The sequence below is a fragment of the Pseudoalteromonas sp. T1lg65 genome (assembly GCF_051930985.1).
Taxonomy (GTDB): domain Bacteria; phylum Pseudomonadota; class Gammaproteobacteria; order Enterobacterales; family Alteromonadaceae; genus Pseudoalteromonas.
The window spans coordinates 948,741-961,472 of sequence record NZ_CP196837.1 but is presented as its reverse complement, the minus strand read 5'-3'; the positions used below and the strand labels follow the sequence as shown (position 1 = coordinate 961,472).

General features: G+C 43.6%; 11 protein-coding genes. 8 read left to right on the top strand and 3 right to left on the bottom strand.

The annotated features are described in order from the left end of the window. The first annotated feature begins 1 nt into the window (after position 1). From ACSLBF_RS04070 to ACSLBF_RS04055, 4 genes are all read left to right on the top strand, one after another. Positions 2–436 (top strand): CopD family protein, encoded by a 435-nt coding sequence (locus ACSLBF_RS04070; protein WP_440055326.1) that lies wholly within the window; start codon positions 2–4, stop codon positions 434–436. Between the two features lie 103 nt (positions 437–539). Beyond that, the gene (locus tag ACSLBF_RS04065) at positions 540–1,556 is read left to right on the top strand and encodes an aspartate carbamoyltransferase (RefSeq protein WP_440055325.1); all 1,017 of its coding nucleotides are present in this window, start codon (positions 540–542) and stop codon (positions 1,554–1,556) included. 12 nt (positions 1,557–1,568) lie between these two features. Beyond that, the gene (gene hemL / locus ACSLBF_RS04060; RefSeq protein ID WP_440055324.1) at positions 1,569–2,849 is read left to right on the top strand and encodes a glutamate-1-semialdehyde 2,1-aminomutase; all 1,281 of its coding nucleotides are present in this window, start codon (positions 1,569–1,571) and stop codon (positions 2,847–2,849) included. A 174-nt stretch (positions 2,850–3,023) separates the two neighbouring features. Beyond that, complete coding sequence (locus tag ACSLBF_RS04055; protein WP_440055323.1) at positions 3,024–4,859, top strand: methyl-accepting chemotaxis protein; 1,836 nt, start codon at positions 3,024–3,026, stop codon at positions 4,857–4,859. A gap of 22 nt (positions 4,860–4,881) precedes the next feature. On the opposite strand, the gene mrcB is transcribed toward ACSLBF_RS04055, so the two are convergent. From mrcB to ACSLBF_RS04040, 3 genes are all read right to left on the bottom strand, one after another. Further along, on the bottom strand, positions 4,882–7,200 hold the full coding sequence (gene mrcB / locus ACSLBF_RS04050) for a penicillin-binding protein 1B (protein WP_440055322.1): 2,319 nt from the start codon (positions 7,198–7,200) through the stop codon (positions 4,882–4,884). 132 nt (positions 7,201–7,332) lie between these two features. Further along, entirely contained in the window at positions 7,333–8,562 is a 1,230-nt protein-coding gene (locus ACSLBF_RS04045) for an ammonium transporter (protein WP_440055321.1), read from the bottom strand. 13 nt (positions 8,563–8,575) lie between these two features. Further along, positions 8,576–8,914 (bottom strand): P-II family nitrogen regulator, encoded by a 339-nt coding sequence (locus ACSLBF_RS04040; protein WP_440055320.1) that lies wholly within the window; start codon positions 8,912–8,914, stop codon positions 8,576–8,578. 287 nt (positions 8,915–9,201) lie between these two features. On the opposite strand from ACSLBF_RS04040, the gene ACSLBF_RS04035 reads away from it, so the two are divergent. The 4 genes from ACSLBF_RS04035 (at position 9,202) to rpiA (ending at position 12,728) form a co-directional block, all read left to right on the top strand. Continuing rightward, positions 9,202–10,713 (top strand): S10 family peptidase, encoded by a 1,512-nt coding sequence (locus tag ACSLBF_RS04035; protein WP_440055319.1) that lies wholly within the window; start codon positions 9,202–9,204, stop codon positions 10,711–10,713. Between the two features lie 137 nt (positions 10,714–10,850). Further along, positions 10,851–11,384 carry a hypothetical protein gene (locus ACSLBF_RS04030; RefSeq protein ID WP_440055318.1) on the top strand — a complete coding sequence of 178 codons (534 nt, stop codon included), beginning with the start codon at positions 10,851–10,853 and terminating at the stop codon, positions 11,382–11,384. Continuing rightward, a complete protein-coding gene (locus tag ACSLBF_RS04025) occupies positions 11,381–12,004 on the top strand; it encodes a 5-formyltetrahydrofolate cyclo-ligase (protein ID WP_440055317.1) in 624 nt (207 codons plus the stop codon). Before ACSLBF_RS04030 ends, ACSLBF_RS04025 begins: the two co-directional genes overlap by 4 nt. A 70-nt stretch (positions 12,005–12,074) precedes the next feature. Beyond that, on the top strand, positions 12,075–12,728 hold the full coding sequence (rpiA, locus tag ACSLBF_RS04020; protein WP_440055316.1) for a ribose-5-phosphate isomerase RpiA: 654 nt from the start codon (positions 12,075–12,077) through the stop codon (positions 12,726–12,728). The last annotated feature ends 4 nt before the right edge of the window (positions 12,729–12,732 follow it).

The window sequence follows — 12,732 nt, the reverse complement described above, 5'->3', positions numbered from 1 at the left end:
TATGACTTTGCTGTTAGTTTATAAATCTCTGCATGTGTTTTTTATGATCGCTTGGTTTGCTGGGATATTCTATTTACCTAGGCTGTTTGTTTACCATGCAATGACCGAAGAAAAGGCGTGTAGCGCAATGCTCAAGATTATGGAACGTCGCTTATTGTTCTTCGTGACACCTTTCGCGATTCTTACCGCTGTATTTGGCGTACTCACTATCGCAGAGTATGGTCGTGAGTGGTTTAAACACAGTATGTGGTTGCACTATAAGCTGACATTGGTGATTTTGCTTTATATCTACCATGGATACTGTTTCAAGCTGCTTGCAGACTTCAAACATGATAGAAATCAGCGCAGTCACAAATTTTATCGTTGGTTTAACGAATTTCCTGTTTTACTTCTTTTAGCAATAGTACTACTTGCCATCTTAAAACCCGCGTTATAACCATGCTATAATGTCGCTCCAGTAACCGCCCACAATCTGCGTGTTATCCGGTTGGGTGAGCGACCTGCAACCCGGTTGTCAATTTGTCATTAGGAATCGCCTCATGTTCAGTTTCCAAGGTGAAAACATTCTTTCTGTTAATCAATTAAACAGAGATTCTATTGAGCATATTTTTTCCATCGCCAAAAAGATGGAACCTTATGCTAAAAAGCAAAAGCGTACTCGAGTACTTGAAGGTGCCATTTTGGCAAACTTGTTCTTTGAACCAAGTACTCGTACCAGAGTGAGCTTCGGTACTGCGTTTAACTTATTAGGTGGTTTAGTTCGCGAAACAACGGGCATGCAAAGCTCCGCTCTCGCTAAAGGCGAATCTCTCTACGATACGGCGCGCGTTATTTCCGCGTATGCAGATGCAGTTGCTATGCGCCACCCTGATGCTGGCTCCGTCTCTGAATTTGCAACAGGCTCGGACGTTCCAGTAATTAACGGCGGTGATGGTCCCAATGAACACCCAACTCAAGCATTACTAGATTTACTCACCATAGATAAAGAATTGAGCCGTTACGGTTCTGGTATTGACGGTATGCACATCGCATTAGTTGGTGATCTAAAGTATGGCCGTACCGTACATTCTCTATCTAAACTGTTAAGCCATTACAAGAACATTCGGTTTAGCATGGTCGCACCTGATGGGTTGCAAATGCCGCAGTCGATCTTAGATGTAGTTGCAAACGCAGGCCACAAGATCGAGTTAGTCTCGAAAATGGAAGGAAACTTGGCAGCGGACATCGTTTACCAAACTCGTATTCAGGAAGAACGTTTCCCTTCACAAGAAGAGGCAAACAAATATCGAGGAGGCTTTAGAATTAGCCAAGCCATTTACGAAGCCCACTGTAAACCTAGTTCGGTACTGATGCATCCACTTCCTCGGGATAGCCGAAGCGACGCAAATGAATTAGACAATGACCTGAATAATAACGATAACCTAGCTATCTTCCGCCAAGTGCAAAATGGCGTGTTGATCCGTATGGCACTGTTCGCCTTAACGCTAGGTGTAGAAAACCAAGTGGAAAAATACGAGGTCGACGTACCTTGGTTTAGCCGCAAACGTGAAAGCTAAAAAGGACCGACTATGACAATCAGTCAAGAATTATTTCAAAGAGCGCAAGACTCTATCCCTGGCGGCGTTAACTCTCCGGTAAGAGCATTTAATGGTGTTGGTGGCACACCTTTATTTATCACCAAAGCCGAGGGCGTACATACTTTTGATGCCGATGGTAAAAAGTATATTGATTACGTTGGCTCATGGGGACCGATGATTTTGGGCCACAACCATCCAAAAATTAAACAAGCGGTGTTAGCGGCAGTCGAAAATGGTCTTTCTTACGGTGCCCCTACAGAAGCCGAAATCCTCATGGCTGAAAAAGTAAAAGCACTCGTTCCATCCATTGAGAAGGTGCGTATGGTTAGCTCTGGTACAGAGGCGACAATGAGTGCGATTCGCCTTGCACGAGGATACACAGGTCGTGACAAAATTCTTAAGTTCGAAGGTTGCTACCACGGCCATGCCGATTCGCTATTAGTAAAAGCGGGCTCCGGTGCATTAACCATGGGTGTACCTAACTCACCTGGAATTCCTGCCGACTTTGCAAAACACACACTCACGGTTTCGTTCAATAACCTTGCTGAAGTAAAGGCAATTTTTGAGCAGTATAAGGATGAAATCGCCTGCGTCATCATCGAACCAGTTGCCGGCAATATGAACTGTATTCCGCCTGTAGAAGGGTTTCTTGAAGGTCTACGTGAAATCTGTACTGAGCACGGTTCAGTGTTAATCTTCGATGAAGTAATGACCGGATTTCGTGTCGCATTAGGTGGTGCTCAACAATACTACAATATCGACCCAGACCTAACCTGCTTAGGCAAAGTGATTGGCGGTGGAATGCCAGTAGGTGCATTTGGTGGAAAGCAAGCGATCATGGATTATATCGCACCGGTTGGTCCTGTGTATCAAGCTGGAACACTTTCTGGTAACCCTATCGCCATGGCGGCAGGCTTGACTGCGCTTGAATTATTATCTGAAGAAGGTTTGCACGCACAACTTGAAGCAAAGAGTAAAGCGCTTTGTGATGGATTCCAAGCAGCTGCGGACAAAGCCGGTATCCCACTGACCACAAACTATGCAGGTGGTATGTTTGGTTTCTTCTTTACCGATGCAGACACTGTAACCAGTTACCAACAAGCCACTGAGTGTGATTTAGAGCGCTTTAAAAAGTTCTTCCATCTAATGCTCGATGAAGGGGTTTATTTAGCACCTTCAGCATTTGAAGCTGGGTTTGTTAGTACAATGCATGACGATGAGCATATTCAAGCGACCATCGAAGCTGCAGAGCGAGCGTTCGCCAAGCTATAACATCAACAGCAGCTGGGCATTAAGCTAACGCTCAGCTGCTGATTTCAGCGATATCCTCACCACATCACTTTAAAACAACTCACTCCAGCACTTTTACACAAAAAATAAACTTCTTTGAACTACTCTTAGTGCATATCAGGTCTTTATAACCTCAGTTGTCAACAAGAGAAGCACATGAAAGGATTGAGAAAGCTCAGCCTACCAGCCATTCGTCTTATGGCTGGACAAAAATATAAAACGAAAATTGCCTTAGTGTTTGGAATTTTGCTAGTACCATTGAGCTTAAGCTTATTTTTTCTGACCAACATATTGTCGCAATCAATCAGTGTCAGTAAAGAGCAACAAGCAGGACTGAATCTATACCCCAACTTATTACAAAACATTACGCAGCGAAAAGCCTCTGAAAATATTGAATTAGCGCGTCAGAAAAATTTCGTTATCGATACAAAATCCTCCGTTATTGAGCAGGTATCGATACAATCAAAGTTAGCCATAGACGATGATTTGGCTCGCTCTTATATGAACCGTTCTCTGGTTGAATCGACACCCAGGTTAATCGAGCAGATCAACCTGCTTGCAGAGCAGGCAGAGTTAGTAATTAGCCAAGGTCAATTCACGCCGGACAGCTTTATTGCATTATCAAATTTACATAAAGGGCTGCCGGTTTTTTATGAGCAACTAAATAGTAAAATGGCGGTTGCAATGAGCGATAACAAAACCGTCAAGTCTAAAATTACGCCGCGACTGGAAACGCTTGGACGCAGTCTAAACCAATATCAACTCGCCATTAAGTCAAAATTATTAGATCCCGATGACTTGCAACTAACCCAAAGTCAATTTAGTCAAGTACATACAAAGCTGCTCAACGACATCTCAGGTTTAATCAATGCGAGCACGCCATTACTAAAAAAATTACTAAACGAGAAAATCGATCGTCAGAGCATGATCCGTAACGTAGTTGGACTGGCTTCCATCCTAAGTTTACTCGTCGCAAGCTATTTAATGTGTGGATTTTACTATGCCGTGGTGGATAGTATTTACGCTTTCTCCAAAACCGCCTCAAAAGCCGCTGAAGGTGATTTGAGTACGCCAGCGCAGTCCTATGGCAAAGATGAGATGACCATTATTGTTACTCAATACAACAAAGTGCTTTCGGCTTTTACTTCTATTTTACAAGAAGTTAGAAACACCAGTGCCGATTTGGATGGTGCCACGAATAAGCTAAGCGAGATAAGCCAAGATACGCGCAACGATGTCGATCAACAGCAGCGTAAAATTAATACCATTCATGATACATTGAGTGAAATGGCTCACGTCGCTAATTCAGTTGAAAGCTCAGCTCAACATGCCATGCAACTTGCGACTACTGCAGCAGAACAAGTGAAGCAAGGATCGCAAAATACCACCAAACTCGCCGAGCACATGATATTGCTGCAAAAAGAGTTTGAAGAAAATCGCGAAGCGTTAGATAAATTAGCGCAAGACAGCCAAAACATAAGTAAAGTGAGCGCGGGCATTAACGAAATAGCAGAGCAAACCAACCTGCTGGCGCTCAATGCCGCAATTGAAGCCGCGCGAGCAGGAGAACAAGGTAGAGGCTTTGCGGTTGTGGCTGATGAGGTACGTACCCTTGCCAAACGAACCCAACAACAAACCGAAGAAATTCACACCATCATCAGTGCGCTTCAACAAGCCTCGAATAACACGCAAAACAAAATGAGGAGCAGTGTTGAAAAAATGGAGCAAGGCGTCGAAGCTGCTGACAAAACCAATCAAATATTGCAACTTGCTCAGCAGGGTATGGTGAATATTGAGCAACAGGGTCAACAAATTGCGGAGCTTGTGCAACAGCAAACTCAAGCAACACAACAAGCACTCAACGACGCTGGCGAAATCAATGCGCTGGCAGAGCACACTCTTGGCTCTGCCATTGCCACCGAGCAAGATGCCAGCAAACTTGCCAGACTTGCGCAGAATTTGCAAAACGCAATAAGCCAATTCAAGACCTAAGTTTAAGATGTTTGCACTAGCCTCAACAACTTGGTCTTGGCTCAAACTGAGTAGCCCTTATGGGCACTTGGATCACAGGACCACAACTTGGTGGTGATTGCTTACCCGTTTTCGGGTTAATAAACGCCCAACGAATAGAGTCAGGCCTTTCGTCTACGATCGCCTGAGGGTTCAAAGGTTTTAAATAGCGAATGTACAGCTCTAAAGCACCTTGACCTCCTGTCAGCCCTGTGGGTTTGTTGTCATCTCTTCCAATCCATGTCACCGTGACTGTGTTATGATCAAACCCAGCAAACCAACTGTCGCGTAAGTCGTTACTGGTCCCCGTTTTGCCAGCTAATTGGATTGATGGGAAATGTAAATTTAAGCGTTTTGCCGTGCCTTTTTTGGTTACTCGCTTCAATCCATATTTAGTCATGTAAGCGGCGTCACTCTCTACTGTTTGTCGTTTCTCAACTTGATGTTCGTACAACACCTTACCCACCGAATCGGTGATCGCCATAACGCTGGTCAATAGACTGTGCTTACCATTACTGGCAAGCGTTGTGTACATCTGCGCTACTTCGTAGCTGGATAGTTCGAGTGCTCCGAGCAATAATGAGGGGTATAACTCTATTGATTCAGTAACGCCAAGCTGATTAAGCGTCTCAGCAACCTTTGGTACGCCAACATCTAATCCTAAATTTACTGCGGGAATATTAATACTCTCGCTAAAAGCTTGGAACATGGGCACTTTACCTCGATACTGATGATCAAAGTTATCGGGTGTCCACACTTGCCCAGAACCATCCGTTACTTGTAGAGGCGAGTCGTCCAGCAACATACCCAAATTAAAATTAGGTCTGGATAATGCACTTAAATAGATAGCAGGCTTTACCAAAGAGCCGATATTCCGCTTAGTGTCCAGCACTCGGTTGAAACCAGAAAACTTTAGCTGACGTCCAGCCACCAGCGCAGATACACCACCTCTTTCGATATTCACCGACAACATCGCGGTTTCCAGCTCATCAGTGTCAAAACGGCGTTCTAAATAAGGCAGCCCTTGTTTCACCGCGTCTTCCATTGCGGCCTGTTTTTGCAAGTCAAAATAGGTAAATATTCTCAGACCAGAATCAACGATGTTTTGGTCTGGAACTAGGGTTTTTAATTCTCGGTCAACTAGCTCTAAATAGCCGGGATAGGACTGCAAACGGCTTTTTTTCAATGGTTCAATACTGATTGGCCGTGCTAACGCTTGTCGATACTCGTTGGTAGTGATCAGTTTATGCTCGACCATTAACCGCAGCACCAGATCTCTGCGCTCCATCACACGCTCAGGATAGCGTCGAGGGTTGTAATAAGATGGGCCTTTTATCATCGCAACCAACATGGCGATTTGGTCAAACTCCAGTTCATCAACGGGTTTAGCAAAGTAGAACTCTGCCGCCAGCCCCATTCCATGTACACCTTGATTGTAGGCTTGACCAAGAAATACTTCATTGAGATACGCTTCTAAAATCTCATCTTTACTGTATCGATAATCCAAAATCAGCGCGATAAACGCTTCGTTAATTTTACGGACTAACGCCCGCTCTCTGGACAAATAAAAGTTCTTGGCAAGCTGCTGTGTCAGTGTGCTGCCGCCTTGTACCGTTCTACCCGCTTTAATGTTAGCGTACAGCGCTCTGAGAATAGACCAAACAGAAACCCCGTGATGTTGGTAAAAATTACGGTCCTCAACCACCAATAGGGTCTGTTTTAAGATTTCAGGAAACTTCTCAAATGGAACAAATTCACGGTCTTGTCGCGACTCATTACCAATTCTGGCAATTTGCACCGGCTCAAGCCGAGCAGACTGTTGACGCCGGCCATCATTACCGACTATGGAAGCCAGTTTTTTACCTGAAAAGTTAAGGGTAAAGATTTGCTCATCCTCTAAGCCATCATAAAACTCAAATGCTCGACGATAGATTTTTATAGTTCTACCTTGAACGACATATTGACCGGTTTTATTTACACGATTTACTCTCGAATAGTTAAGCCGGTTTAACTCCCACAAGACTTCTTCTTCGCTAAGATACTGATCGGGATAAAACTGCATTGCGCGAGCGTAAACTTGAACCGGCAGTTCCCATTTGTTGCCTTCGAACTGCTTACTTATCTTCGCGTCGAGGTAAATCACATAAATGGAAATGGCAAAGATGGCAGCCAACGAGCCTTTCCAAAAAATAGACCATAACGTTGACAGGACTCTGGTTTTGGCTCTTTGCAAAAATGACTGAGACGGTTGTTTCGCTTTATTTTTAGTACGACTGTTTTTAGCGCTGGTTTTTTTTGTCGTGGTTTGCTTTTTTTCCGTCATGTCCTATCAGAAGTGAGTTTTAATGAATGGCAGAATACTAGGGTACCCTAAATTAACAATTGCTGAAAATAAAAATGCGGACTCACCGATCCGCATTTATTTTAGCCTCAAACATTGGGATTATGTTGACTGTTACTGTCCACGCACAGTCACAAACTCAGGATAAGCATCGATACCACAATCGTGTTGATCCATACCACTTAGCTCTTCTTCTTCACCAACTCGGATCCCCATAGTGGCTTTTAACACCGCCCAAACTAGATAAGAGGTAATGAACACAAAACCTAGAATGCACACTAAGCCTATAGCTTGATTGATAAAGGTCGCATCGTTATTCGAAAATGGCACCATCATAACCCCTAACGCTCCACACACACCATGAACAGAGATAGCGCCAACAGGGTCATCTATTTTGGCTTTATCCAACGCAATAATGCTAAATACCACTAATGCACCACCTAACGAGCCCAGAATACAAGCTAACATTGGCGTCGGTGAAGCAGGCTCTGCGGTAATGGTTACCAGACCAGCCAGCGCCCCATTTAAGATCATGGTTAAATCCGCTTTACCCCACATAAATTTACATACCAGCAAGGCTGCAACAGCACCGGTTGCCGCCGCGGCGTTGGTGTTGAGTAAAATTTGACTTACTGCTACCGCGTTCTCTTTGTCGGCTAGAAACAGCTGCGATCCCCCATTGAACCCAAACCATCCCATCCACAAAATAAAAGTACCTAAGGTCGCGAGCGGCATATTTGAGCCCGGAATAGGATAGATCTCGCCATTTTTGCCATATTTTCCCTTGCGAGCACCTAGCAACAGTACACCTGCCAACGCCGCTGCGGCGCCGGCTCCGTGAACAATAGCGGAACCTGCAAAATCAACAAAACCGAGCTCTGATAAAAAGCCGCCACCCCAAGTCCAATACCCTTCAATAGGGTATAAAAGACCTGTTAGCACCACACAGAATGCTAAAAATGCCCAGAGTTTCATGCGCTCAGCGACTGCGCCTGAAACGATAGACATCGCCGTTGCAACAAACACGACTTGGAAAAAGAAGTCAGATTCTAGAGCATGATCTGCATCAGTTGCCTGAGTACCAATCAAAGCTCCAAAATTAGGAACAAATCCGCCTTCAACATTATCTACATACATAATGTTGTAGCCGATAAGCAAATACATGGTGCAAGCAATCGCGTAAAGCGCAATATTTTTAGTCAGGATTTCGGTGGTGTTCTTAGAACGAACCAAGCCGGCCTCTAACATGGCAAACCCCGCTGCCATCCACATCACCAATACGCCTGAAATTAAAAAGTAAAATGTGTTGAGTGAAAATTGTAATTCTATGATTGTATTTTCCATCGTCTAGCTCCCCTTAAATTGCTTCTTCGTCTAGTTCGCCAGTACGAATACGAACAACCTGATCTAAGTCATAAACAAAGATTTTGCCGTCCCCTATTTTCCCGGTACTCGCAGCTTGAGTAATTGTTTCTACAACACGCTCGGCGTTGTCGCTTAGTGTGGCGATCTCAATTTTGATTTTTGGTATAAAATCGACCTGATATTCAGCGCCACGATACAGCTCTGTGTGACCACGTTGACGTCCAAACCCCTTAACATCAACGACCGTCATCCCCTCAATGCCCAAGTCCGCGAGCGCTTCCCTAACTTCATCCAGTTTGAACGGTTTTATTATTGCACTTATCATTTTCATACTGAGTCCCCTTAGGACAGTTGATCCTGTTTACAGCAGTAATCCAACCTTTGTGCCAAAATAAAAAAACCTTACTTTTCATAGCGTTTAAAATAACCAATTCGCAAATGGATTAAAAAACGCACCATCAAGGTGCGTTAAACATTTCACTGACCTTTATTGGTGCAAACACCCACCGCCGCAGCCAGCTAAACGAGTATTTTGTTTAATTTGTCTCAACCAGTTTGAATTTAAGACGGATAAGTCCTGTAATGCACAATGCAAACTTCACTTATGATGGGGAAATAATGAAAAAGCTTATCCCAGCACTACTACTTAGTTGCCTGCTTATCGCAACTGTACACGCAAGCACCGAACACAATGTCACCATTGCAGCAGACCACAAGGTCACTACCGAACACAAAGCTGAAATTAACGGCGAGCGGTTCAATTACACTGCCACGACAGGAACACAACCAGTCTGGAATGAGCAAGGAGAAGCTATTGCTTCACTGCATTACACCTACTACCAACGCACTAAAATAAAAGATACTAGCACTCGCCCGCTGCTGATTTCATTTAATGGTGGCCCAGGCTCAGCTTCAGTGTGGATGCACATTGCCTATACAGGTCCTCGTGTTTTAAAAGTGGATGATGAAGGGTTTCCAGTACAACCTTACGGCCTTAAAGATAATCCGTACTCAGTATTAGATGTGGCCGACATCGTATTCGTGAACCCAGTAAATACGGGCTATTCAAGAATATTAAAAGACAAAGAAGGTAAATTACCCAGTAAGGCCAAGCAAAAAGAGTTATTTTTCGGCGTTAATGCCGACGTAAAATACCTATCTAACTGGCTTAATACCTTTATCCAGCGTAACGATCGAATGTTATCACCAAAGTATCTAATTGGTGAAAGCTATGGCACAACCCGTGTTTCTGGCCTAGCGCATGCAATGCAAAACCAGCAATGGCTATACATTAACGGCGTGATCTTAGTGTCTCCGACCGAAATCGGAATAAAGCGTGAAGGCCCAGTTGAAGTGGCAAATAGACTACCGTACTACGCCGCAGCGGCTTGGTACCACAAAGCTTTACCAGCCGAATTACAAAATAAAGATTTGCTGGAAGTTCTGGCGGAGGTTGAGCAGTACACCATAGATACGTATCTACCAGCACTAGCAAAAGGCGCTTTCATTGATAGTAATGAAAAACAACAAGTGATCGAAAAAGTATCGAAATACAGCGGGTTAAGTAAGCAATTTGTGGCACAAAATAACCTTGATATACCAACATCAGCGTTTTGGAAAGAGCTACTTCGTGACCGTGGTGTTACCATCGGTCGCTTAGACTCTCGCTATTTAGGAATAGATAAACGCGATGCTGGCAGCCGCCCAGACTATTGGCCTGAGTTAGACGCTTGGTTGCATTCATTCACTCCGGCTATCAATCACTATTTTCGTGCTGAGCTGAACTACAAAACTGATTTGAAATACAATATGTTTGGGTCGGTTCACCCTTGGGATCGCAGCGATAATAATGTCGGCGAGCAACTGCGCCTTGCCATGGCACAAAACCCCTACCTACATGTGATGATTCAATCAGGCTACTATGACGGCGCAACCAACTACTTTGATGCTAAATACAATATGTGGCAACTTGATCCCAGCGGAAAAATGCGCGAGCGCCTTAGCTTTAAAGGCTATCGCTCTGGACATATGATGTATTTACGCCATGAAGATCTGAAACAGTCTAACCAAGATTTGCGTGAATTTATTCAACAAACCATCCCCGCTAAAGAGCAGTCAGCGAAGTACTAGAGCACGTTGAATATTGTTGGCACAAGCCAACAATATTCCCCCCGCGGCTATTTGCCTCAAGAATTCTCTTTTATTGTTCAACAGTTAAACTAAATTTGGGTATACTCTAGCTATTCTCAATAGAGCAGAGCTTTCTTATGAATGAGCTATTCAAAGTGGTCTTTGTTGACATTGCTGCGAATCAAGACAAAGAACAGGCGGCAGAACTATTAGCAACTAAACTCAAAACCTCACCTTCTAAAGTACAACAGTTTTTTGATGGCAGGCCTTTATTTGCTCCCACCGATAAAACTAAGGCGCTGAAGCAAGTGAAGCTGCTTTCTACCATGGGTATTAACGCTAAACTTGTGAATCAAGCAGACAATTCAACAACTCAAGTCATTGATCAAGAACGTATTTTTGAAGCCCTTGACTATATCACCAGCAGCCTTATCCGTATCGAAGAACGACTAGAGGATATCGAACAACAAATTAGCCAAGATAAAAGCAATACTTCGCCAGACGAAACGACAAGCTGGCAAGAAGATGAACTTTTTGAAGAGCTAGACTTTGATGCGCCCATGCCCACAAAGTCTAAATCTTGGTTGTATTACCTGCTTGCAGTATTAATTATCTTGTTTGTTTTACTGGGAGTCAGTTTGTTTTTTCCCGATTGGTTTGCATTACCATGAGTAAAATCGACAGCAACATAAAAAAATCTCATAATGAAAGAGCTAAAATTAGAAAACTAGTGAGAGAATTGAGAAACTCACTCACTAGCGAAGCACAAGAAAAGGCTTCTCAACTTCTTTCCATTAATTTTTTTCAACATATATCACTCCCAAAACATGCCCGCATAGGGCTGTATCTCCATAACGATGGGGAACTCGACACATCCCAATTAATACAAGCATTATGGCTAGAAAGTCACACGGTATTCGTGCCCATAATTCATCCCTTTAACCCGCATAATTTACTCTTCCAGAAGTATGAAAAAAACTCACCCATGACATCGAATCGCTATGCTATCTTGGAACCCAAGCTGAATTGTACTGAAGTTGCCCCGTTAGCATCGCTCGATTTACTGTTGATGCCATTGGTAGCGTTTGACCTAAACGGCAACCGTCTGGGGATGGGTGGGGGCTACTATGACAGGACGTTAGCGCAGCATTATCAACAGCAACGGAGTAAGCCCAAATTAATTGGCTTAGCTCATGATTGTCAAAAGGTAAGTTGTCTTCCTGTTGAAGCTTGGGATATCCCCTTGCAGAGTATTTTAACGCCAACTCAGTTTTATCAATGGTGTGACTAATTTGGTGCAGCCGCTGTCAGACAGATAGGTTATAATCGCTACAACTTAAACAACAACAAAGTACAGCGTTATGACTCAAGATGAAATGAAAAAAGCAGCGGCTTGGGCCGCGTTGAATTACGTCGAAGAAAACACCATTGTTGGCGTTGGCACAGGATCAACCGTTAATCACTTTATTGATGCACTTGGAAGCATCAAAGATAAAGTGAAAGGTGCGGTATCAAGCTCTGAAGCATCAACCGAAAAGCTTAAAGCTTTGGGTATCGAAGTGTATGAGTTAAATGATGTTTCTGAGTTAGCTGTATATGTTGATGGTGCAGATGAAATCAATGCCAGTAATGAAATGATTAAGGGTGGTGGTGCTGCACTAACACGAGAGAAAATAGTTGCCGCCGTCGCTAAGAAATTCATTTGTATTGTAGATAATACTAAACATGTAAACACGTTAGGTGAGTTTCCATTGCCAGTAGAAGTGATCCCTATGGCGAGAAGTTATGTTGCCAGAGAGCTATTAAAACTTGGCGGTGATCCAGTTTATAGAGCCGGTGTAGTGACTGACAATGGTAATGTTATCTTAGACGTACATGGTCTAAACATTACTCATGCAAAACAGCTTGAAGAACAAATAAATCAAATAGTTGGCGTTGTCACCAATGGGTTATTTGCCCAGCGCGGCGCGGACATTGTTATCACTGGCACTTCAGAAGGGCCAAAAATTAACTAGTGAG